Source organism: Natronorubrum marinum (assembly GCF_052040125.1).
In the GTDB taxonomy this organism is placed as follows: domain Archaea; phylum Halobacteriota; class Halobacteria; order Halobacteriales; family Natrialbaceae; genus Natronorubrum.
On sequence record NZ_JBPPFV010000003.1, the window covers coordinates 711,526 to 731,232 of the forward strand.

A 19,707-nucleotide genomic window follows, 5' to 3' on the forward strand; every position below is an offset into this window, starting at 1 on the left:
CAACGCGTAGCCTCAGCCCTCGAGTTGGCCCGCAATCCGTTCGGAGAGGTCGGTGAGGTAGAACGATCCCCAGACCGCGGCGACGAGGGCGCCGACGACATCGTAGACGAGGTCGACGATCGTATCGTCGATGCCGTGCTGGGCGACGACCGCCTGGAGGCCGAGTTCTCCGGCGCTCCAGTCGATGGCGAACTCCATGAGCTCCCAGAGGACGCCGAAGGCCAGCACGAACACGAGGATGAACGCGAACAGCATCGTCGGCGGGACGTAGATCTCGTCGGTGTGGAGGTCGATCGCCCGGACGACGGCGTACCCCGCCGCGGCGACGATCGACGCCGAGACCGTGTGCGTCAGGCTATCCCACGGCCCGATCATCCCGTACAACCCGGCCGATCCGAGCGCGTGCAGGAAGACGGCCGCCGTGAGCCAGAAGACGAGTCCGGGCTCGAGAGGCAATCGGGCGTCGCGCTCTAAGACGGCGGGGAGGAACGTGATCGAGAGCGCGATCGCGGCGTTGACGACCGTCGTCAGATCTCGCGAGACGAGGCCGTACAGCAAGATCGCGGCGAGGGCCACCTGCATTGCCCGCGAGAGCACCTTTACGATTCGTTCGGGTGCGTCCAGCCGATCGCGGATCAGGGTCGGAACCGGATCCGGTTCATCGTCGGGCGAGGTTTTGCGGGGCGTCGGCGTTCGATCGGAAGTGCTCTCGGCGTACGTCCCGAAGTACCGATCGAAGAGGACGCCAGCGAACAGGCCGGCGAACGCCGCGTAGGCGAAGTCGACCATCAACGCGTGGTTGGCCGCGTCCTGCGACCGGCCGTCGAGGATGTACTCGGTCCCGAACAGGGCGTCGGACAGCCACTGCGCGACGTTCCACGCGCCGGCGACGGACAGCGTCGTGAGCACGACCAGCCCGATCGCGAACGCGTGGTTCATCCGGACCGCCGTGAACCGGTCGATCTCGACGGTGGCGACGAGCGCGATCGCCGCGACGGCGACGTAGACGCCGATCGTCGTCAGCGGAGACTCGCCGAGTATCGTCGCGTCGGCGACGGGGAGCGCGACGAGCACCAGCAGTTCCCACGGCGGCATCACGTGCGGGTCCCGGAACGACGCGGCTGGCAGGACGACGATCAGGACCGCAAATCCGGTGAACGCGAACCAGCGATAGGATCCGGAGAGACCGTGAGCGACTGCGAGGGACGCGAGCACGACCGTGACGAGCCAGGCCAGCGTCGCGTTTCGCCGCGTCGCGTCCAGCGTTCCGTCGACTCGAGCGTCAGCCATACCGTTCACAACGGGACGGAATCGCTAAACGGGTGAGCCTGCGTACGGGTACGATCGCGGTCGAACACTCGAGGTCGCGGAGGGGTGGATGGGCGGTTAATCCCCGACGTACACCGTCCGCAGCCGCGAGCCACAGTCCGGACAGCACAGCGTCTGCCACTTCGCGGGGTCGAGTCCGCCCATCGTCTTCGTGCGGCGGGCGTCCTCGAGCGCTACTGCGGCACCGCAGCCATCACAGTCGAAGGGACCGTCCGAGTCGGACATCGACGGATCGTACGCACGGGTGAGTATTGGCTTGTCGGTCCCGCGACCGACGTTCGGTGTCCCGATCGTGCAGTTCCGCCGTCGGCAACCGAAGAGTAAACTGACTGTGTGCGAACGAGTGACGTATGGGAGTCGCGACCGATATCGACGAGTTCGACGGCCTCGAGCACGGACTGGCTCGCGTCAACGACACCAAACTCCACTACGTGACGGCCGGCGAGGGGCCGCCGCTGGTCCTCTGCCACGGCTGGCCCCAGACCTGGTACGAGTGGCGCGAGGTCATCCCCGCGCTCGCGGCCGACTACACTGTCATCGCGCCGGATCTGCGCGGCATGGGCGACTCCGAGACGCCCCGTGCGGGCTACGACAAGGACACCGTCGCGACCGACGTCCGCGAACTCGTCCACCATCTCGGATTCGGCGACGATCCAATCGCGCTCGTCGGCCACGACTGGGGAATGGCGACGACCTACGCGTACGCCGCCCAGTACCGCGACGAGGTCGCCGCGCTCTGCGTGCTCGAGGCCGGCCTCCCGGGGATCAACGAGGACGGAAAACGCAAGCTCTGGCACACCCGATTTCACACCGTTCCGGATCTACCGGAGCGGCTGGTCGCCGGCCGGGAGCGGCTCTACCTCTCGTGGTTCTACACCGAAGGAGCCTACGATCCCTCGGCGATCACCGACGACGCCCGCGACGAGTACGTCCGCTGTTACTCGCAGGCCGGCGGACTGCGCGGCGGATTCGAGTACTACCGGGCCTACGAGGAGGACGCTGCAAACAACGAGAGTCACGCCGAGGAGCCACTCGAGATTCCGGTGCTCGCACTCGGCGGTGCCGCGTCGTTCCGCGAACTTCCGATTCGCGATATGGAGGCGGTTGCGACGAACGTGGAGGGGGAGGTCCTCGAGCGAGCGGGCCACTGGATTCCCGAAGAGCGGCCCGAGTACTTCGTCGAGCGGTTGACCGGATTTCTCGAGGACGCGATGTCGTTCCGGGAGTGAAAAACGGGCTCGACGGATGGTATCGACTTCGCTGCTCGTCTTCGAGACTTATGCTATCAGAATGCCTTCTGATCAATCTAGATCCGATTCGAACTGCGAAATCGCCTCGGCGACGTCCTCATCGGTTGCATCCGGTGGGTGCTGCTCGTCGTCCGTTTCGTCAGTCATTTTTCGTCTCCCTGTCGGCGTCCTGTCTGTATAGTGAATGGTGGAGATAGTTCACAATCCGTTCTGCTGGGTATCCACAGCGCTGGCAGATGCTCTCCCCGTGTCGGGGATCCCACGCTGGCTTGTGTTCTCCATCGTCACACGTCGGTTTCATTGGATATCGCTTCCCTTCCCCATACCGTTGGACGAAGCCAGTATGCTTAGCTATCAGGTAATGTCTACGTTAGCTCGTAGGTTACCCTCGAGTAATCGAGATCGCCGGTTTCGGCCCGACAATTTCTGCGGCTCACGAAGTCGTTTCCCGGAGCAGTACGGCTGCTCCGAGCCATCGCTCACTCCGTTCTCTGACGACTCCTGCGGTTCACGAATTTGTCTGCTGCAGGAAGTCCGGGTGCGAGAATCGAACCACGGTCGATCGCTTCCTTCCTCGCTTCGCTCGGAAGACTGCGCTCTCCCTGGTTCGATCTCGATCGGATTTTCGACTCCTCCGTGAAGTCGTCGTCAAAAAGTCCGGGTGCGAGAATCGAACCCGCGTCTCAGCCTCCACAAGGCTGAAGGATAACCACTACCCCAACCCGGACACGCTTGCAAGAAAAAATACGCGCGGTCGGACTGAAATACGTTACGACTCGAGTACGCACCCGTGCGACTCCGTACCGCGGGATTTCCAGACGCACTGTCGACGAGACCGCTACACGCCACACCAGCGAGCGTCGACCGGGACGTTTTTCGGCACACGGGCCCTAACGCCGCCAACGCGTGGCCATCACCGACAAAATCTACGTCAAGAATCACCGCCAACTCAGCTCCCAGCTCGAGACGAACATCCCCAAGGGCGCGTTCAAGGGCGCGACGTTGGACATGCTCTTCCAGGGCCAGGGGCTCGAGAAACTCGACGACGCGACCCGCGACCGGGTCCTCGATTTCACGGAGGATTTCCTCGACTGCGGCTGTGACAACAACCCCTACTGTGGCTGTCCGGAGCGGAAGTTCCTACAGTACCTCCTCGAGTTGCGCGCACAGGGGCTGGGTCCGGACGCCATCGTCGACGTGATGACCGACGATTACATGGTGTACGCCTACCCCGGCGACGTGCTCTCCTTCCTCGACAACGCGGTTCGGACGCTCGAGGCGGCCGAAGGGCTCGCGCAGGTCGACGGCGCGAACGAAAAGTACGACGAGATCCGACGGGAGAAGCAGAATCTCACCCGCTGATCGCAGTTGGCAGGGGGCCACCCGCAGTTCGTGTACGGAGCGAACAGCTGCTCGTACTGGCAACGGTGATTTCCACGCCCTCCCCAGCCGATTCGCTCACGGCTCGCTTCGCTTGCCGTTCGCTCATCCCTCGCGCAGCTTCGCCGACGAACTCTCGCCGTTGCTCGAGCCCGTCGACAGTACGCGCCACCGCAGATAGTACGCTGACTCCTGCCGCGTTCTACCGCAGCTGGTAGGACTCGTCCTCTTCGTCCAGTTCGTCGAGTAACAGCACTTCGTCCTCCTCGTCCTCGAGTCGGTCCTGCAGGTCGTTGACGTAGCCCTTGTACTCGTCGAGCTGTTCCCGGAGGTGGTCGGCCTCGAGTTCGAGCCGTTCGTGTTCGCGGATGAAGCTCTTCGGGACCTCGACGCTCGGCGGGAACGTCCGGTCGCCGTCCTCGCCGCCCGGCCCGGCCGCCCCTCGCGCCGCGAGTTCGTCCTCGGGGACGACCTCGACCTGGCCGTCGTGTTCGACGAGGAGGTCGACGTAGTCACGAAAGACCGCGGACAACGAGATGTCGCGTTCCTCGGCGATGTCCTGGAGCGCCGCGAACGCGTCCTCGTTCACGCGAAACGAGATCGTCTTGTTCTTGTTGCCCATTGGCATCCATTCGTCGGTCCTGATACTTAACGGTTCGTCAGACGAGGTGCCGCGTCCCGCGTCTGCAGGCCCTCACGACCGGACAGGCTATCCGACTCCGGTTCGAATCTCACCTATGCTCACCGACACGCCGGGACTGCACCACGTGACGGGGATCGTCGGCGACGCTCAGGAGGCGATCGATTTCTACGCGGGCGTCCTCGGCCTGCGACTCGTCGCACAGACGGTGAACTACGAGGACATCCTGCAACACCACCTCTACTTCGGCGACGCGGCCGGCTCCCCGGGAACGGTCCTGACGGGGTTTCCGGACCCACACGCCGATCCGGGTCGCCGCGGCAAACCGCAGGTCGCGTCGGTCTCGTTCGTCGTTCCGGCAGACGCACTCGAGTTCTGGCAGACGCGACTCGAGGACCACGATATCGCTGTCGAAGGGCCCTCGGAGCGATTCGACGAGCGCGTGCTGCAGTTCGAAGATCCCGTCGGAACGGCACTCGAGTTCGTCGCCGAACCGACATCGGACCCCGGCCCCGACCCTGACGCCGGTCTCGAACCGTGGACGGCGGGCCCCGTCCCCGAAGCCAGCGCCGTTCGCGGACTCCACGGCGTCTCGCTCCTGTCGGTCAATCCGTACTCGACGGCGAGCACGCTCGAGACGCTCGGGTTCGATCTCGAGGCCGAATTCGAGAATCGGATCCGGTATCGCGCGTCTGGGGCTCGAGGGTCGGATTCTCGAGCGACGGCGATCGATATCCTCGACCGCGAGGCTCCCTTTGGTCGCGAGGGACCGGGGACGCTCCACCACGTCGCCGTCCGCGTCGACGACGAAGAGGCCCTCTACGAGTGGCACGACCTCTTCGACGAGCGCGACTACAACGTTTCGCGGGTCAAGGATCGTCACTTCTTCCACTCGCTGTACGTCCGCGAACCGGGCGGCGTGCTCTTCGAACTCGCGACCGAGACCGACGGCGTCGCCGCAAGCGGCGAGACGGGCGGCCCCGGCGAGTCGTTGTACCTGCCGGATCGGTTCGAGGCGGACCGCGACCTGATCGAGAGTCAACTTCCCGAACTGACGGCTCCGGCAGGAGCCGATCGCGACCGATGACCGGCGCCGGTCGTCGGATGGACGCCGTCTCCGGACCCCACGCCGGCCAGCCGCTGCTCACGGCCGGCGCTCCCGCGCTGGCCGCCGAGGCCGCGTTCGTCGTCTGTCACGGCCGCGGCGCGACGGCACAGGGCGTCGTCAACCTCTTCGAGCCGACCTCTCGCCACGGACTCGCGGTGCTCGCCCCGCAGGCCGAACGGAGCCGCTGGTACCCGCGTCGGGCGACCGCACCGCGAGCGGACAACGAGCCGTGGCTCTCCTCGAGCGTCGACTGCGTGGCCGCAGCGCTCGAGCGAGCCGAATCGATCGGTATCCCGCCCGAACGAACCGTCCTCGGCGGCTTCTCGCAGGGCGCCTGCGTCGTCGCGGAGTTCGTCCGCCGAAATCCGGCTCGCTACGGCGGACTCGTCGTTCTCTCCGGCACGCTCCCCGGCTCGCTCGACGACCTCGAATCGACCGAGATAGACGGCTCGCTCGCGGAAACGCCGATCCTGCTCGGCTACGGCGAGGACGACCCTCACGTCGATCCCGACCACGTCGCCGAAACGGTTCGCCTCTTCGAACGGGCTAGCGCGACCGTCGACGAACGGTGCTATCCAGAGACGGGACACGAAGTCACCGACGACGAGTTCGACGCGATCGGTGGACTGTTCGAGCGCGTTCTCGAGTCGTAACGAGCTACGTCGAATCCGGTGCCAGCCCTTTTTCCGAAAGCTCCTCGAGTGCGCCGTCGGTCTTTCCGAGGTCGCCGAGTCCCATCCCCTCGAGCACGTGGTCCACCTTCGTGAACTGGATCTCCTCGTAGTCGACGATCTGAACGCGGTTGCCCCACGGATCGTGGAACTCGAGTCCGGGGACGTCGAGTCGGTCGATATCGAGTGCTGCGAGTCGCCGTTCGACCCGATCCGCATCGTCGACGACGAGTCCGAAGTGGCGCGCGTCGTCGGTCGTCTCGCCGGCCGCATCGGTTGCGGCGAGCGCGACGAACTGGTCACCCATATCGATGAACGCATTCGTGTCGCTTCGGCTCCGGAGATCGAACGCGAACAGCGAGCGGTAGAACTCGAGCGCGTCGTCAATGTCGCCGACTTCGAGTGCGACGTGGTTCGTCCCGACGAGTCTGGCGGGGTCATCACGGTTGTCGTCTGTTTCGCTCATACCAGTCACTCGTCGCTCAAGTCCGGTAACCGCTGTGCTGGCAGCGTCGCTTGAGTCGGGACAATTGACTCCCAAAAGAACGGCGTCGGTCGACCGTTTCAGGCCGGCGCTTCGGCTTCGTCCTCGTCTTCCAGCCCCTCGAGCCCCTCGAGGGCCTGGATCACGTCGTTGCGGTAGTTGACGACCGGCGAGTCGTAACGCTCGCGGGCCATCTGGGCGTACTCGTTGGTGGGGGCCGTCGAGCCGCTTTCGGGGGCTTCCTGCTCGGCTTCCCACTCCTCGAACGCTTCGATGCGGTCGAGGGTCCGTTCGGCGGTTTCGACGACCCAGCGGTCGCGGGTGGCGTCGTCGACGACCGCGATGGATTCGGGGCGGACGGAGACGTTGACGGTGCCGTCGTCGGTCTCGTAGGTCCGCGGTTTGCCGACGATGGCGACGTACGCCGGCGGTTCGGTGTCCCGAAGCACGGCTGCGGCTTCGGGCTGGTACTGGCCGGCGTAGACGAAGAACGTCCCGGTCGGATCGACGACGCGACCGCGCCAGTACTCGCTGTCGTCGCCGACGTCCTCGGTTTCGGTGAGGGTGCCGACGATGAACACGCGGTTCGCGCGGTCGCCGGTCGGGAGGAGCGCGTAGTTGGGTGCGCGCTCGTCGTCGCTCTCTTTGAAGGAATACGTCGAGTCGTTGAATTCGGAGGCGAAGACGCGGCGGGCGACTTCGCGGGTGAGTTCTGCCTGGCTCATGTTACATCGACCTCGCTTTGATCAGCAGCTGTTCCGGATCGGCCGGCCCGTCGAGCTCTTCGACGTCGTCGGCAAGCACGTAGCGGCCGAACGTTGGCCCCTCGATGCGGTAGTAGGTGCCGACGATGTCGTCCATGATCTCGTCGGCGACGATGGTCGTGTCTAAGGCGTCCATCGCCATCTCCTTGGCCTCCTCTAAGCTCAGCCCCGTCAGGTCCTCGGTGGCCTCCTTGTCGAAGATGACCTCGTGGGCGTCGATGCCGTCGTCGACGACGGCCTTGATGCGGAGGTCGAACTCGCCTTCGACCTCGCCGTGTTCGTTACAGCGGCCGTTCTGGAGGACGCGCGTGCAGTCGTCCTTCGGGCAGCGCTTGATAAGGCCGCTGCCGCTTTGCATGTCGACGAGTGCGCCTTCGATCTCGCTCGTGTCGTCGCCGACCTCGAGCTCCTCGTCGAGTTCTTCGATCACCGTCGTCGAGTTGAGTTTCACCGAGTACCGTCCCTGGTACTCGTCGGTGACGACGTTTCGGAGTTCGTAGACGCCGCCTTCCTCGAGTGCGGGGAGGTCGGACTTTGCCCACTTGGTAAACTTGATCGTGCCCGTCGGGTCGCCCAGCAGGCCGACCTGTGCGACGGAGTCGCTCCGGGGATCCCAGAGCTCGATGACCTTCGCGGTGAGGTCGATCCACTGCTCGGGTTCGTCGACGTCCTCGACGTTGGCGGCCTCGCTGCCGCCCCGCGAGATGTCCTCGCGCTCGAGGCCGGCCTCCTCTAAGTAGTGGTTGGTGACGCTTCGGCGTGCCTCGTCGATGGGTACCTTGTACTCGTCGACGAGCGTGGTCAGGCGCTCCTCGACGTCGTCGACGCTCACGTCGATGTGGTCTGAAAACTGCGCGTGTATGTCGTCCGCGTGCTGTCGTACGTCGCTCATTGTGTCACGCCTCCTCTTTGGTTTCACTGGGAGGCATACGTCGGTTCGCGCCCAATAGTATTTAAAGTATCGGGGCCGCGGTGAAAGTGAACGTTGACGGATCGAACCGGGAGACGGCGGCGAGGCTATGATCACGTCGCTCGCCGGACCCCGCGCGACGTCGGTCCGCGTGACGGCGACGGGTCTATAGTTCTCGCGGGCCAACGGGATGGTAATGTCGGATCGTCGTCGGCTCGAGCAGTTCTTGCGCTCGCGGTTCCGGGAGGCGGGCGAGCAGTACGAACGCGCTCGCGGATCGACGAACGATCAACTCGCGGAGGCCCGCGAAGCGTACGAGGCGGCGAAGAACGCCCGCGGCCTGCCCACTGACGAAGCGGGCCGAGCGAAGATCGTCTGTCGCCGCTACGCCGAGCGCCGAGCCGCGAAGCTCGACGAGCAGTACCGACCGGCGTGTTACGAGGACGGCCATCCGGACTGCGAAGGCTGCGTGGAGGACGTCCTCGAGGGGCGGATCGAAACCTGGGGGAACTGATCGACTGCATTACGGCTTAGTTACCGTTCGGCACGTCTCCGTCCGACTGCTCGTCGTCTCGTTCCTGACGGTCGTCCTCCCGTTCGGGCAGCAACGCCCAGACCACGACGAGTCCGACGATGACGAGACCGATCGCGGCCGACTCGAAAAGGCTCAGATCGATGTTGACCCAGGCGAGGACCGTCCGAAGCTCGACGACTAGCGGAACGGTAAACGCGAGGACGACGAGCAACGCGCCCTTCGAGATGCGCACTACGGCGTCACCTCCGTGACGATCGAGTTCGCGAGTTCGCCCGCAGTAGCGAGGGCGGTAGTGGCGTACTGTTCGAACATCAGTCCGAGGACCGGAAGCGTGTCGACGCTGAGCGGGAACGGATTGATATCGGGACCGAACAGACCGCCGCGGTCGACGATGCTCAGGATCGGGAACGTGTACGCGAAGATCACGAGCACGACGGCGATGGCCGTCCAGAGCTTGAGATTGTCGAGGACAAGCGGCGCGTCCTCGGGCCCCGAGAGCGTTTCGGCGTAGCCGTTCGCGGGGAGGACGTCGCTTTTGCCGTTGAACGCCGTGCCGACGACGTTCGCGAAGAATAAGGCGAGCGAGAGCGTGAGCAAGATTCCGCCCAGTGCGATCTGGGCGTTCAGTTCGCCGACGCTGCCGACGGCGGCCTCGAAGGTCACGCCGTCGTACTGCGGTTCGGCAGTCCGTCGCGGAATCCCGAGGAGGCCGGCGCGGTGCATCGCGTTCGACATGAGCGTCATCCCGACGAACCAGAGCACGACCTGGACGAGCGCCACGGAGCGGTTCCAGAGGGCCCTGCCGGTTACCTGTGGGAGGAACCAGTAGGTGACGGCCATGAACGTCAGGGCGACGGCCGTCCCCACGGTCAGATGGAAGTGGCCGACGACCCAGAACGTGTTGTGGACGAGGTAGTTGATGTTCATCCCGGCGTTGATCATCCCCGAGAAGCCGGCGGCGGCGAACATGAGCCCGGCAAGCGCCATCCCGGTGAAGACGGGGTCACGCCACGGCAGCGCTTTCAGCCAGCCGAAATAGCCTTCTCCGCCGCGCTGGCGGGCGCCGTGTTCCATGCTGGCCACGACGGTAAACGCCGTCAACAGGCTCGGCAGCAGGAGGAACATCGTGTTCGTCATCGCGATGAACTTGAATCCCTCCGCGATACCGGGATCCAGGTACTGGTGGTGGATCCCCGTCGGCACCGAGAGGATCAGGAAGAGCACGAACACGACGCGTGCGAGCGGGTCGCTGAACAGCTTTCCGCCCGAGATCTTCGGCAGCATGATGTACCACATCATGTACGCGGGCATCAACCAGAAGTAGACGACCGGGTGGCCGAAGAACCAGAACAGCGTTCTGGTCAGCAGCGGGTTGACAGTGTCGATCAGGCCGAGCGACCACGGAAGCAGGAAGGCGAGAATCGAGATGGCGACACCCAGCGTCGCGAGGTACCACATCAGCATCGTCGTCAGTACCATGAACGTCGGCAGCGGAATGCGCTCGTCGGGGTTTTCGGCCTTCCAGGCCCACCACGAGCGGAACCAGTCGACGCCGGCGAGCCAGGTGCCGACGACGAACAGCACGAGACCGAGATAGAACAGCGGATGTGCTTGTAGCGGGGCGTAGAACGTAAAGAGCACCGACGCGCTGATATCAGTCGCGTCAGTAAAGCCGGCCAGAATCGCAACGCCGGTCAGCGTTATTCCGATCGCCATCAGTCCGTACCAGCCCCACGTAAACCGGAGATCTTCGAGGCTGCGATCGAGGCTGGTCGTTATCGCCCACGTGAAGATCCCGACGAGGAAGAAGATCGTAAACGAAATAACGAGGAAGACGCCGTGGGCGGTGAGAACGGTGTAGTAGTCCGCCGAATCGATGAACCGATAGTAGCCGGTTCGGTGTAGCGTCTGGATGACGCCGAACACGCCACCCAACGCGAGCGCGAGGAAGGAACTATAGAAGGCTGCTCGGATTACCTTCGCCTCTGCCGGGAACGCCTCGATATACGTTGCTGTCGAATTGGCTTCACTCATCGTCGTCACCTCCGTCGGTTTCGCCGTCGTCGTTCTCGTCGTCGTCACCGTTGCCGCTCTCGGTTTCCTCGTCCGTCTCGAGTTCCTCGACGACGGTCAGCGTCCCGCTTTCCTCTTCGTCGTCGACGGTGACCGTCCAGTCGTGCTCGCCCTCGCCGAGATCGTTCGTGTCGACCGTGAACGTCGTCTCCTCGAGATCGCCGCCGGCGACGGTGAGTTCCTCCTCGAGCGTTTCGTCGCCGATTTCGAGCGCCGCGGTCGTCTCGAGGTCGTCGAGCAGACGGTTCTCGACGGTGACGTTGAACGTCGCTTCGTCGCCGAGTTCGAGTTCGTCGTCCGCGTCGACCGACAGCTCGGTCATGTCGAACTCGTCTTCGGGAACGACGTGGAGCTGTCCCTCCATGTTGTGGTGGCCGGGGCCACAGTACTCGTTACAGACGATCCCGTACTCGCCGGGCTCGTCGAACTCGACGGTCATCTCGGAGATCTCGCCGGGGATGACCATCGTGTTGATGTTGGTTCCGACGACGCTGAAGCTGTGTATGACGTCTCGAGCGGTCACGTAGAACGTCACCTCGCTGTTCGCGGGGACTTCGATGGGGTCGGGGTAGAACGCGAACGTCTGTGCAACGACGTAGGCTTCGTACTCGTTCTCACCGACGTGTTCGACGCGTGGCTCACCGAAGCGTTCGTCATCGCTGATCTCGCTGGGTTCGATAGTAGGCTGTTGATCGCCGACCATCGTGATTCCGAGACCGACCGAGCCGTACGTGATCGTCGCGATAAAGCCGACGATCAACACCATCGCTGCGACCAGCCACACCTTCTCGTACGTGTGTATATTCATGCGAGACCCACCACCGAGAGCAAGAGCCCGGTAACCGTCGGATCGTTTCCGAGGAATTCGACGAAGTACATGAAAAACCACAGGAGTACCAGGATGAGGAAGTACAACCCGATCAGGGCCAGCGTCCCGATCGGATCGTACTCGTCGTGCCCAATCTCCCGTATTTGTTCCGACTGGTCGCTCTCTGTCGACTGCGTCATATGTTCGTGTTGGAATAGTCGTGGGTTAACAGCTAGAGAAATTCCCGGCCCGTAGGAACGAGAGGGGTATTTACGTACTATCCACCGATATACAACGGCATGAACCTCGAGGAGCTCTCACCGCGACAGGCGCTTCCGGTCGGTTTGCTGGCGTTACTTCCCCTCTCCTGGTACGCACTCGAGAGTTCGTTGGCGGCGGGTGTCGTCTCCGCAGTCAACGTGTTACTCATCGTTGCATGCCTCTACGTTGCGTTTTCGCCCGTTCCGGGGCATCACGATCACGACCCGAACGGCTCGTCATCCTAACTGCGGATGATCGCCCTCGACGCGCTCGCCCGGGACCACGACCACGGCACGACTGTAGCGGGCACCGATCACGTCGACTCGTTCGTCGATCTCCTCGCGGGGGCGCACTGTCGGATTGTACGGGCCGCTCGTGACCACTGGACTGCTGCTGTACGGAATCCACCTGCTGCAGCCACCGATACCGTTCTCCCACGCGCTGTGATCTCCCCCTCGACCGCTGTGATCGTCCCTTCGCTTCCATGAGCCGATTTCCCACTCGTTCCGAGTCCGAACACGCCGCCGACATCGGCGACAGTCGAGATAGTGGAGGGGGCGCGGAATCCGATCGGAGCGAACAGGGCTCTGCCGGCTGTACGCTCTGTTCGCTTCCGACGCCGGCCGGGCCGATTACGGCTCCCGATATCGAGGGGGCCTTCTGCTGCCGAGGGTGCCTCGAGATCCATCGCACCCTCGACGACGTCGACGACGCAGACGCCGACGCTGTCCGCGACCGTCTTGACGATGGCGGATCGACCCTAGACGATCTCGAGGGCGAGGACGCCTTCCTCGCGGTCGATGGGATGCACTGTTCGACCTGTGAGGCCTTTCTGGAGACGCGAGCGACCGCCACGCAGGGGATCCTGGGTGCCGAGGCGAGTTACGCCACGGACACGCTCAGGCTCGTCTACGACCCCGATCTGATCGAAGGCACTCGGCTCCCGGAGATCGTCTCGGGCTACGGTTACGACGCTCGAGACCGGGCTGAGGGTCGCGAAGAAGCTCCTCGGGATGCCGCGCTCGTGAAGTTCCTGATCGGCGGCGGGCTGTTCGGGATGATGGTGATGGTCTGGTACGCCGTCTTTCTGTATCCGACGTACTTCGGCTACGAGCCGGTGGCCGATTTCGGCGGCTACGACGGCTACTATCTGGTCGTGAATATCTGGCTCATGACGTCGTTCGTGCTCTTTTACACGGGGTATCCGATCCTTCGAGGTGCGTACGTCAGCCTCAGGGCGGGGTTACCGAACATGGATCTACTCGTCTCGTTGGCCGCGGGCGGGTCCTACGCGTACAGCACGCTCGCGATGGTCCTCGGGCGGACGGATCTGTACTTCGACGTGACGGTCGCGATAATTCTCGTCGTCACGGCCGGAACCTACTACGAGGGACTGATCAAGCGCCGAGCCGCGGGCTTGCTGTCGGAGCTGACCGAAGCGCAGGTCGACGAGGCTCGACGCGCGGACGACGGCGAGACGGTCCCGCTTGAGGCGGTCGAACCCGGCGACCGTCTGCTCGTTCGCCCGGGCGAACGCGTCCCGCTCGATGGCACCGTCAGCGAGGGGACGGCAGCAGTCGACGAGTCGCTGGTCACGGGCGAGTCCCTGCCCGTCGAGAAGGAATCCGGGGACTCGGTCCGAGGCGGGACCGTCGTTACCGACGCGCCGCTGGTCGTCGCCGTCGGCGAGGACGCCGAGAGCACGCACGATCGACTCGTCTCGCTGCTCTGGTCGATCCAGAGTTCTCGGCCGGGCGTCCAGCGGCTCGCGGACAAACTCGCGACCATCTTCGTTCCGCTGGTCGTCTTCCTTGCTGTCGCAGTGACCGTCGGGCTGCTCGCGACCGGCTCGAGTCCCGCAACGGCGTTTCTCGTCGGCCTCACGGTCGTGATCGTCTCCTGTCCGTGCGCGCTCGGATTGGCCACGCCGCTGGCGATTGCTTCGGGCGTCCAAACTGCGGCGGGACGCGGCATCGTCGTCGCCGCCGAGACGCTCTTCGAGGACGCCCCCGACGTGGACATCGTCGTCCTCGACAAGACGGGCACGCTCACGGAGGGGGCGATGTCGGTCGAGAGCGTCTCCGTCGAGGACGGTGACTCCGATGACTCGAGATTCCGCGCGGACGAACGGACCGTCCTCCGTCGCGCCGCAGCCGTCGAAGCCCTCTCGGAGCACCCGATCGCCGCCGCCATCGTCGATGCGGCCCGCGAGTGCGACGCGATCGACGGTGACGACGAGGCGGATCCGGAGGACGACGATCACACCGCCGCCGTCGCCGGCTTCGAACGCCACGCCCGCGGCGTCGTCGGTCTCGTTGACGGGGAGCGCGTCGTCGTCGGCCACCCCGATCACTGTCGCGACCGGGGACTCTCAGTATCGCCGTCGCTCGAGTCGCGGCTCTCGGCGGCGAGAGTCGCCGGCGACGTCCCGGTCGTCGTCGGCTGGGACGGTCGGGCGCGCGGCGTGATCGTCGTCGGTGACGCCCCGCGAGAGCACTGGCGGGAGGCGGTCGAAACGCTCTCCGACGGCCGCGAGGTCGTCGTTCTCACGGGCGACGAGGGCGCGGCGGCGGATCGATTCCGCGACGTTGACGGCGTGAACGAGGTGTTCGCCGGCGTGCCGCCCGAAGCGAAGGCGGAGACGGTTCGCCGACTCCGGACGCGAGGCACCGTCGCGATGGTGGGCGACGGCAGCAACGACGCACCGGCGCTCGCCGCGGCCGACGTCGGCATCGCCCTCGGCAGCGGAACCGAACTCGCGACCGACGCCGCGGACGCCGTGATCGTCGGCGACGACCTCGAGGCCGTCGCGGAGACGTTCGCGCTCGCGGCCGGGACCCACCGGCGGATCCGACAGAACCTCGGCTGGGCGTTCGTCTACAACGCGGTCGCGATCCCGCTGGCGATAGCCGGACTGTTGAACCCCCTTTTCGCCGCGGTTGCGATGGCCGCAAGCAGTTTGTTGGTCGTGGTCAACTCCGCGCGATCGATTCGGTGACGGGGTCTGGCTCGTCGTCGTTGCACCCGAGTTCGACAGCTACCCCTCGTCGGCCGTCACCACTCGCTCGACTTCTCGCCGATCGCCATCTTCGTAGACGTAGGTCGTCTCCGGCTCCTCGTCTTCGGTTTCTCGGTGACTCCCGTCACAGAACGGAAACGACGCCGAGAGCCCGCACTGACAGATCGCGACGTCGCCCTTCTCGTCGTCGATATCGTCGGGATCGAGCTTCCGCGGTCCCGTCGCCTCGAGTTCGACCAGTCGTGTCATGGGCCTCGGTTCGGAGCGGTCGGTGAAAAGCACGCGGCCCGACCGAACGGTTCGATCGCCTCGAGCGGCGCTCGGCTGGCGCGGCCGAACCCGTCGTGAACGCAAGCTACTTGGTTCCAGTTTGTCACTCTCGACGTGGAACTACATGAGCGTCCACGATGGAGGAACGTCGATCGCTATCGCACTCGCAGTCGTCAAGACGCTCATCCTGCTCGTTGGCAGCGTTATCACGTTCTTCGCGTACAAAGCCTACCGCCGAACGCGACAGCGCGCGCTGGGCTTGCTCGCCGCCGGCTTCGGTCTCGTCACGCTGGGGCTGGTGCTCGCCGGCTTGCTCTACGAACTGCTCGAGGTCTCGCTGATGACGGGCATTCTGCTCGAGAGCCTCCTCATGCTCGTCGGCTTCACCGTTATCGCCTACTCGCTGTACGTCTCCTGAGGCGACTACCTAAGGGACTGCGCCCCGGGAGTACGACCAGTGACCGACGACGAGTCACCGACGACGGACGATCCGTCCCACCGTGCTCAGCCACGGCACTCGGGGGACATCTCACCGGTTCTGGGGCGGATCATCGACGAACTCCCGGCGGGACGGGCCATAGACGTCGCCACCGGAACCGGACGAAACGCGCTCGCCCTCGCGGTGCGCGGCTGGACCGTCGACGCCGTCGACCTCTCGAATGCGAAACTGGCCCGAGCGCGCGAACGGGAGCAGGCCCGTGACCGAGGGGCTGATCAGCCACCCGTGGAACCCGTGAACTGGATTTTGGCCGACGTCGACAGCTACTGCTTTCCGGACGGCGTCTACGACCTGCTCGCGGTGAGTTTCTTCGACGCGCGCGACCGGGTATCGGATCTCGTCGACGCGCTCGCCCCCGGCGGCGTACTCTGGTACGAACACTACCTCAAGCCACCGGCGGCGGAGTCCAGCGCAGGGAATCCGTTCCGATTCGAGGCCAACGAACTCCTGACAGCATGCTCGCCTTCGAGGCTGACGATTCTGTACTACGCCGAGTACGTTGTTGGTGACGAGCCACGCGTGGTGCTGGTGGCGCGTAATGAGGAGGGCGTCTCCCGCTGGCGGCCTGCGCTTCCGGCACCGTATCCTACCAACTGAAACGAATCTACATTCGGACACCCGAACCGCGTACGGACAGCCTGCGACGGGGCGGTTCGAGTCTGCCTTCCGTCGACCACCGTTTTGGGTCCAGCCGTCGTACGCTCGCGCATGTCCACCGCCGGCGTTCGAACGACGACGATCGCGCTCGGATTCGTCATCGCGTTCGGTCTCGTCTTGCTCGTGCTCTCCGCCGTCGGCGTTCGCGAGACGGCGGCCGCGCTCGCGGCCGCCAACGGCGTCGGACTGGCCGGGCTGCTGGTCGCTGCCGTCTGCTGGGCCGGCGCGTGGACCTACACGTTCTCGATCGTCCTCCGCATTCTCGACGTCGAACACGGGCCGGTCGGCGCTGTGCTCATGTTCGGCGACGTCCTCTTCGCCAACAGCGTCGCCCCCTCGACGTACCTCGGCGGCGAACCCCTCGCCGCGTTTTTCCTGACCCGTCACACCGGTCGCGACTACGAGACCAGTTTCGCCACGGTCTCGAGCGTCGACCTGCTGAACTACACCCCGATGCTCCCGCTGGCCGGAATCGGCGTCGTCTACGTCACCGTAACGGCGGCGCTGGGTCGGCGGGTCGAACTCGCGCTTCTCGCCGTAGTCGCCGTGTTCGGACTCCTCGTCGGCGGCGTCGCGCTGGGCTGGCGACACCGTCGCCGGGCGATTGCGGCCGCGGCGACGTTCTTCGGCGGCGCCTCGGCTCGGATCAGTGCGCTCGTCCCCGGCGTTCGGGCCGTGTCGCCCGCCAGACTGCACGAACGCTTCGAGTTGTTCGTCGAGGAAGTCGAGCGCGTGACGGCCGATCGGCGCAATCTGAAGCGCGCGCTCGTCGCCTCGACGGTCGGCTGGTGCTGTCTCGCCCTCGCCCTCTGGCTCGCCGCCTACGCGGTCGGCTACGCGATCCCGCCGGAACTCGCCCTGTTTATCGTCCCCATCGGCGCCGCGACGAACGTGTTGCCGTTCCCGGGCGGGTTGGGTACGCTCGAGGCGGTGTTCATCCTGCTGCTCGTCGCCACCGCCGGCGTCCCCGTCGTCGAGGCGACGGCCGCGACGCTGCTCTACCGGGCCGGGACGTACTGGCTGCCGCTGCTGTTCGGCCTCGGGACCGTGATGGCGTCGTACTCGCCGTGGCGGAACTGATAGGCACGACGACCGTGAGAAGTTGACCTCGCCGGATTGCGTTAGGTAATCGATCGAAGAACGGGGACCTCTCCGACACCCCTGAACGCACCAGTAGTAATACCTCCGACCTGCCGCTTCTCGAGGTCGGTCAGTAGAAAGTCTAGGCGAATTTGAACCCGACTGCGAGACGATCTCTCTCGCTTCGCGCGATCGCTGCGACTCGCGTGCCTCAAATCCCGGATCTGGCTTTCGCTCCTCACGATTGTTCGTCGCAGAAAGCCTAGGCCGGGATTTGAACCCGGGCTCTCGTCCTTACCAAGGACGCGCTTTACCGCTAAGCTACCCAGGCGCGCATTTCTCAGTTGACTCGAGTCGTCTTTAGGGCTTTCGATTCGCCATCGGGCGTGGGTGGGTGTCTCTCGGTCGGGTGACGCCCGTTTCAGGGGTCGGTCGCCGATGTCGCTCGATCGGTCGGGTGCTCCTCGAGCGACTGCTCGGAGCGCGTTGGCTCGAGGTCGGCGAGGTACGTCGCGGCCGGCGGGAACGGGGCTTCGACGCGATCGGCGACCTCGTCGACGGTCGCGAGCAGCCGCGGGGAGGGCGTTTCGCCGACGGCAGCGGCGCCGGTGAGCACGGCGAGTTCGAGGATGTCCCGTTCTAGATTGGCGTCGATGGTCGCAGGATCCGTCTCCCCACCGTCTCCCGCGGTCCGTCGGGACTGATCGCGGCCGAACGCCTGGACGGTCCGGACGGCTTTGCCGGCGGCGTCGGTGCGAGCGAGCAGGTAGAAGCCGCGGGCGACGAGGATGTCGGCCGCGAGGATCTCGAGATCGCCCGCTTCGGCGCTGTCGTCGCCAGTCCCGTTCTCGAGCCACGGCTCCCCGTGTGCGAGCGCCCTCGTCAGCCGCAGGCCCTCGTAGATAAGCTGGACGCCGGCAGCCTGGGTGGCGACCCCGCTCGCGTCGTCGAGGTCGTCGCTGCACTCGGTCCCACGGTCCGACGCTGGTGTGTCGACGTCGAGCACGCTGTGCCCGTCGGCTGCCGTCGCCGCGGCGCTCTCGATCGTGAGCACGCCGGGAACCATCGAGGCCTCCGCGAGGCTGGTTTCGATGTAGTCGTGTAGCTCGGGTGGTTCCACGTCTGCGACGGCCTCGTAGGCGGCACGCCGACAGCTGTCGGCTTTCTCCATCAGCAGAGGCTTACGACGGTGTAGGCAAAGACCTTTGGAAACGTCCGATCGACTGGTGGCATGATCGATCTGGAGGTCGATACCGACCGCTCCGTCCGTACCGTGGCGCTCGACCGCCCCGACGCCCGAAACGCGCTGACCGTGACGGGTCTCGAGACGCTCGAGCGCGCGATCAACGATGCCGATGAGACCGTGATCTACCTCACCGGGAACGGTCCCGCCTTCTGTGCCGGTGCGGATCTCTCCGCGGTCGGCGACCTCGACGGTGATCGTGAGCGGGCCGTCGAGTTCGCCCGGCTGGGCCAGCGCGTCGCCCGAGCCATCGAGGACTCACCGGCCGTCGTCGTCGCCGGAATCGACGGTCCCGCACGCGGCGGCGGGCTCGAACTCGCGCTCGCCTGTGACGTCCGCGTCGGAACCCCTGATTCGACGTATGGCGAACCCGGCGTCACGTTCGGCCTCTTCGGTGCCTGGGGCGGCACCGTCCGCCTGCCGCGGGTCGTGGGTGAGGGGGATGCCCTCGAGTTCGCGCTCTCCGGCCGAACCGTCGACGCCGAAGAGGCCCTGCGGATGGGGCTACTCTCCCGAATCGAGGGCGACCCGCGAACCGTCGCGGAGGCGATCGCCGAAAACGCCGACGACGCGCTCGCCGTTCTGAAACGACGGCTCCGAGACGACCGGGAGCGAGCGACCCAGGAGCGACTCGAGGCGCAGGCGTTCGGCGAACTCGTCGAGAGCCACGCCGACGATATCGACGCCGTGCTTGAGTGACGGCCGTCGAAGACGTATTCGCGTGAT

Annotated in this window: 23 protein-coding genes and 2 tRNA genes; 11 read left to right on the top strand and 14 right to left on the bottom strand. The window is 65.2% G+C overall.

From position 1 onward, the window contains the following. Positions 1-12: 12 nt before the first annotated feature. Positions 13-1,290, bottom strand: coding sequence for a DUF2238 domain-containing protein (locus tag ACSFC5_RS19825; RefSeq protein ID WP_440766936.1), 1,278 nt, complete (start codon positions 1,288-1,290; stop codon positions 13-15). 96 nt (positions 1,291-1,386) lie between these two features. Further along, on the bottom strand, positions 1,387-1,554 hold the full coding sequence (locus ACSFC5_RS19830) for a hypothetical protein (RefSeq protein WP_440766937.1): 168 nt from the start codon (positions 1,552-1,554) through the stop codon (positions 1,387-1,389). A gap of 125 nt (positions 1,555-1,679) precedes the next feature. Between ACSFC5_RS19830 and ACSFC5_RS19835 the strand changes: the two genes are divergently transcribed. After that, positions 1,680-2,558: an alpha/beta fold hydrolase gene (locus tag ACSFC5_RS19835; RefSeq protein ID WP_440766938.1), complete on the top strand. Its 879-nt coding sequence runs from the start codon at positions 1,680-1,682 to the stop codon at positions 2,556-2,558. A gap of 676 nt (positions 2,559-3,234) precedes the next feature. Here the strand turns inward: ACSFC5_RS19835 and ACSFC5_RS19840 are convergent. Beyond that, a tRNA-His gene (locus ACSFC5_RS19840) sits at positions 3,235-3,306 on the bottom strand. Positions 3,307-3,485: 179 nt separating this feature from the next. Here ACSFC5_RS19840 and ACSFC5_RS19845 point away from each other — a divergent pair. Next, positions 3,486-3,941, top strand: a complete 456-nt coding sequence (locus ACSFC5_RS19845; RefSeq protein ID WP_090308999.1) for a DUF5814 domain-containing protein — start codon at positions 3,486-3,488, stop codon at positions 3,939-3,941. Between the two features lie 220 nt (positions 3,942-4,161). On the opposite strand, the gene ACSFC5_RS19850 is transcribed toward ACSFC5_RS19845, so the two are convergent. Further along, a complete protein-coding gene (locus ACSFC5_RS19850; protein ID WP_440766939.1) occupies positions 4,162-4,581 on the bottom strand; it encodes a DUF8146 domain-containing protein in 420 nt (139 codons plus the stop codon). Between the two features lie 115 nt (positions 4,582-4,696). Here ACSFC5_RS19850 and ACSFC5_RS19855 point away from each other — a divergent pair, with 115 nt between their 5' ends. After that, the gene (locus ACSFC5_RS19855) at positions 4,697-5,686 is read left to right on the top strand and encodes a VOC family protein (protein WP_440766940.1); all 990 of its coding nucleotides are present in this window, start codon (positions 4,697-4,699) and stop codon (positions 5,684-5,686) included. Next, positions 5,683-6,360 (top strand): alpha/beta hydrolase, encoded by a 678-nt coding sequence (locus ACSFC5_RS19860; protein ID WP_440766941.1) that lies wholly within the window; start codon positions 5,683-5,685, stop codon positions 6,358-6,360. The genes ACSFC5_RS19855 and ACSFC5_RS19860 overlap by 4 nt, the downstream gene beginning before the upstream one ends. A gap of 4 nt (positions 6,361-6,364) precedes the next feature. Here ACSFC5_RS19860 and ACSFC5_RS19865 read toward each other — a convergent pair whose 3' ends face one another. The 3 genes from ACSFC5_RS19865 to ACSFC5_RS19875 all read right to left on the bottom strand — a co-directional run bounded on the left by ACSFC5_RS19865 (position 6,365) and on the right by ACSFC5_RS19875 (position 8,518). Then, positions 6,365-6,844, bottom strand: a complete 480-nt coding sequence (locus tag ACSFC5_RS19865) for a VOC family protein (protein ID WP_440766942.1) — start codon at positions 6,842-6,844, stop codon at positions 6,365-6,367. Between the two features lie 98 nt (positions 6,845-6,942). Next, the gene (locus ACSFC5_RS19870) at positions 6,943-7,587 is read right to left on the bottom strand and encodes an RPA family protein (RefSeq protein WP_440766943.1); all 645 of its coding nucleotides are present in this window, start codon (positions 7,585-7,587) and stop codon (positions 6,943-6,945) included. Between the two features lies 1 nt (position 7,588). After that, positions 7,589-8,518: a replication factor A gene (locus ACSFC5_RS19875; protein ID WP_440766944.1), complete on the bottom strand. Its 930-nt coding sequence runs from the start codon at positions 8,516-8,518 to the stop codon at positions 7,589-7,591. A 214-nt stretch (positions 8,519-8,732) separates the two neighbouring features. Between ACSFC5_RS19875 and ACSFC5_RS19880 the strand changes: the two genes are divergently transcribed. Beyond that, positions 8,733-9,050, top strand: coding sequence for a DUF7091 family protein (locus tag ACSFC5_RS19880; protein WP_440766945.1), 318 nt, complete (start codon positions 8,733-8,735; stop codon positions 9,048-9,050). Positions 9,051-9,066: 16 nt separating this feature from the next. On the opposite strand, the gene ACSFC5_RS19885 is transcribed toward ACSFC5_RS19880, so the two are convergent. Genes ACSFC5_RS19885 through ACSFC5_RS19900 form a run of 4 tightly spaced genes read right to left on the bottom strand, consistent with a single transcriptional unit; the run spans position 9,067 to position 12,152 of the window. After that, positions 9,067-9,303 carry a CbaC protein gene (locus tag ACSFC5_RS19885; RefSeq protein WP_440766946.1) on the bottom strand — a complete coding sequence of 79 codons (237 nt, stop codon included), beginning with the start codon at positions 9,301-9,303 and terminating at the stop codon, positions 9,067-9,069. Continuing rightward, positions 9,303-11,105, bottom strand: coding sequence for a b(o/a)3-type cytochrome-c oxidase subunit 1 (locus tag ACSFC5_RS19890; RefSeq protein WP_440766947.1), 1,803 nt, complete (start codon positions 11,103-11,105; stop codon positions 9,303-9,305). Before ACSFC5_RS19890 ends, ACSFC5_RS19885 begins: the two co-directional genes overlap by 1 nt. Then, on the bottom strand, positions 11,098-11,952 hold the full coding sequence (locus tag ACSFC5_RS19895; protein ID WP_440766948.1) for a cytochrome c oxidase subunit II: 855 nt from the start codon (positions 11,950-11,952) through the stop codon (positions 11,098-11,100). Before ACSFC5_RS19895 ends, ACSFC5_RS19890 begins: the two co-directional genes overlap by 8 nt. After that, on the bottom strand, positions 11,949-12,152 hold the full coding sequence (locus ACSFC5_RS19900) for a hypothetical protein (protein WP_440766949.1): 204 nt from the start codon (positions 12,150-12,152) through the stop codon (positions 11,949-11,951). The genes ACSFC5_RS19895 and ACSFC5_RS19900 overlap by 4 nt, the downstream gene beginning before the upstream one ends. Positions 12,153-12,251: 99 nt before the next feature. Here ACSFC5_RS19900 and ACSFC5_RS19905 point away from each other — a divergent pair, with 99 nt between their 5' ends. Together ACSFC5_RS19905 and ACSFC5_RS19910 are read left to right on the top strand one after the other, a co-directional pair. After that, positions 12,252-12,458, top strand: coding sequence for a DUF8131 family protein (locus ACSFC5_RS19905; RefSeq protein ID WP_440766950.1), 207 nt, complete (start codon positions 12,252-12,254; stop codon positions 12,456-12,458). 239 nt (positions 12,459-12,697) lie between these two features. Next, positions 12,698-15,211 carry a heavy metal translocating P-type ATPase gene (locus tag ACSFC5_RS19910; RefSeq protein ID WP_440766951.1) on the top strand — a complete coding sequence of 838 codons (2,514 nt, stop codon included), beginning with the start codon at positions 12,698-12,700 and terminating at the stop codon, positions 15,209-15,211. A 39-nt stretch (positions 15,212-15,250) separates the two neighbouring features. Here the strand turns inward: ACSFC5_RS19910 and ACSFC5_RS19915 are convergent, their stop codons facing one another. Next, positions 15,251-15,481 (bottom strand): CDGSH iron-sulfur domain-containing protein, encoded by a 231-nt coding sequence (locus tag ACSFC5_RS19915; RefSeq protein ID WP_440766952.1) that lies wholly within the window; start codon positions 15,479-15,481, stop codon positions 15,251-15,253. A 145-nt stretch (positions 15,482-15,626) separates the two neighbouring features. Between ACSFC5_RS19915 and ACSFC5_RS19920 the strand changes: the two genes are divergently transcribed. From ACSFC5_RS19920 to ACSFC5_RS19930, 3 genes are all read left to right on the top strand, one after another. Then, a complete protein-coding gene (locus ACSFC5_RS19920) occupies positions 15,627-15,920 on the top strand; it encodes a DUF7521 family protein (RefSeq protein ID WP_006087815.1) in 294 nt (97 codons plus the stop codon). Between the two features lie 39 nt (positions 15,921-15,959). Further along, complete coding sequence (locus tag ACSFC5_RS19925; RefSeq protein WP_440766953.1) at positions 15,960-16,598, top strand: class I SAM-dependent methyltransferase; 639 nt, start codon at positions 15,960-15,962, stop codon at positions 16,596-16,598. 111 nt (positions 16,599-16,709) lie between these two features. Continuing rightward, positions 16,710-17,738: a lysylphosphatidylglycerol synthase transmembrane domain-containing protein gene (locus ACSFC5_RS19930; RefSeq protein WP_440766954.1), complete on the top strand. Its 1,029-nt coding sequence runs from the start codon at positions 16,710-16,712 to the stop codon at positions 17,736-17,738. A 259-nt stretch (positions 17,739-17,997) separates the two neighbouring features. On the opposite strand, the gene ACSFC5_RS19935 is transcribed toward ACSFC5_RS19930, so the two are convergent. Together ACSFC5_RS19935 and ACSFC5_RS19940 are read right to left on the bottom strand one after the other, a co-directional pair. Further along, positions 17,998-18,069: transfer RNA gene (locus tag ACSFC5_RS19935), tRNA-Thr, on the bottom strand. Between the two features lie 90 nt (positions 18,070-18,159). Beyond that, on the bottom strand, positions 18,160-18,909 hold the full coding sequence (locus ACSFC5_RS19940; RefSeq protein WP_440766955.1) for a DUF7114 family protein: 750 nt from the start codon (positions 18,907-18,909) through the stop codon (positions 18,160-18,162). 60 nt (positions 18,910-18,969) lie between these two features. Here ACSFC5_RS19940 and ACSFC5_RS19945 point away from each other — a divergent pair, with 60 nt between their 5' ends. Further along, positions 18,970-19,680: an enoyl-CoA hydratase/isomerase family protein gene (locus ACSFC5_RS19945; RefSeq protein ID WP_440766956.1), complete on the top strand. Its 711-nt coding sequence runs from the start codon at positions 18,970-18,972 to the stop codon at positions 19,678-19,680. Positions 19,681-19,707: the final 27 nt, after the last annotated feature.

What these genes read in the sequence shown, in the direction of transcription:
- ACSFC5_RS19825 (WP_440766936.1), bottom strand. Translation starts at nt 1,290, where the DNA reads ATGGCTGACGCTCGAGTCGACGGAACGCTGGACGCGACGCGGCGAAAC.
- ACSFC5_RS19830 (WP_440766937.1), bottom strand. Translation starts at nt 1,554, where the DNA reads ATGTCCGACTCGGACGGTCCCTTCGACTGTGATGGCTGCGGTGCCGCA.
- ACSFC5_RS19835 (WP_440766938.1), top strand. Translation starts at nt 1,680, where the DNA reads ATGGGAGTCGCGACCGATATCGACGAGTTCGACGGCCTCGAGCACGGA.
- ACSFC5_RS19850 (WP_440766939.1), bottom strand. Translation starts at nt 4,581, where the DNA reads ATGGGCAACAAGAACAAGACGATCTCGTTTCGCGTGAACGAGGACGCG.
- ACSFC5_RS19855 (WP_440766940.1), top strand. Translation starts at nt 4,697, where the DNA reads ATGCTCACCGACACGCCGGGACTGCACCACGTGACGGGGATCGTCGGC.
- ACSFC5_RS19860 (WP_440766941.1), top strand. Translation starts at nt 5,683, where the DNA reads ATGACCGGCGCCGGTCGTCGGATGGACGCCGTCTCCGGACCCCACGCC.
- ACSFC5_RS19865 (WP_440766942.1), bottom strand. Translation starts at nt 6,844, where the DNA reads ATGAGCGAAACAGACGACAACCGTGATGACCCCGCCAGACTCGTCGGG.
- ACSFC5_RS19870 (WP_440766943.1), bottom strand. Translation starts at nt 7,587, where the DNA reads ATGAGCCAGGCAGAACTCACCCGCGAAGTCGCCCGCCGCGTCTTCGCC.
- ACSFC5_RS19875 (WP_440766944.1), bottom strand. Translation starts at nt 8,518, where the DNA reads ATGAGCGACGTACGACAGCACGCGGACGACATACACGCGCAGTTTTCA.
- ACSFC5_RS19880 (WP_440766945.1), top strand. Translation starts at nt 8,733, where the DNA reads ATGTCGGATCGTCGTCGGCTCGAGCAGTTCTTGCGCTCGCGGTTCCGG.
- ACSFC5_RS19890 (WP_440766947.1), bottom strand. Translation starts at nt 11,105, where the DNA reads ATGAGTGAAGCCAATTCGACAGCAACGTATATCGAGGCGTTCCCGGCA.
- ACSFC5_RS19895 (WP_440766948.1), bottom strand. Translation starts at nt 11,952, where the DNA reads ATGAATATACACACGTACGAGAAGGTGTGGCTGGTCGCAGCGATGGTG.
- ACSFC5_RS19900 (WP_440766949.1), bottom strand. Translation starts at nt 12,152, where the DNA reads ATGACGCAGTCGACAGAGAGCGACCAGTCGGAACAAATACGGGAGATT.
- ACSFC5_RS19905 (WP_440766950.1), top strand. Translation starts at nt 12,252, where the DNA reads ATGAACCTCGAGGAGCTCTCACCGCGACAGGCGCTTCCGGTCGGTTTG.
- ACSFC5_RS19910 (WP_440766951.1), top strand. Translation starts at nt 12,698, where the DNA reads ATGAGCCGATTTCCCACTCGTTCCGAGTCCGAACACGCCGCCGACATC.
- ACSFC5_RS19915 (WP_440766952.1), bottom strand. Translation starts at nt 15,481, where the DNA reads ATGACACGACTGGTCGAACTCGAGGCGACGGGACCGCGGAAGCTCGAT.
- ACSFC5_RS19920 (WP_006087815.1), top strand. Translation starts at nt 15,627, where the DNA reads ATGAGCGTCCACGATGGAGGAACGTCGATCGCTATCGCACTCGCAGTC.
- ACSFC5_RS19930 (WP_440766954.1), top strand. Translation starts at nt 16,710, where the DNA reads ATGTCCACCGCCGGCGTTCGAACGACGACGATCGCGCTCGGATTCGTC.
- ACSFC5_RS19940 (WP_440766955.1), bottom strand. Translation starts at nt 18,909, where the DNA reads ATGGAGAAAGCCGACAGCTGTCGGCGTGCCGCCTACGAGGCCGTCGCA.
- ACSFC5_RS19945 (WP_440766956.1), top strand. Translation starts at nt 18,970, where the DNA reads ATGATCGATCTGGAGGTCGATACCGACCGCTCCGTCCGTACCGTGGCG.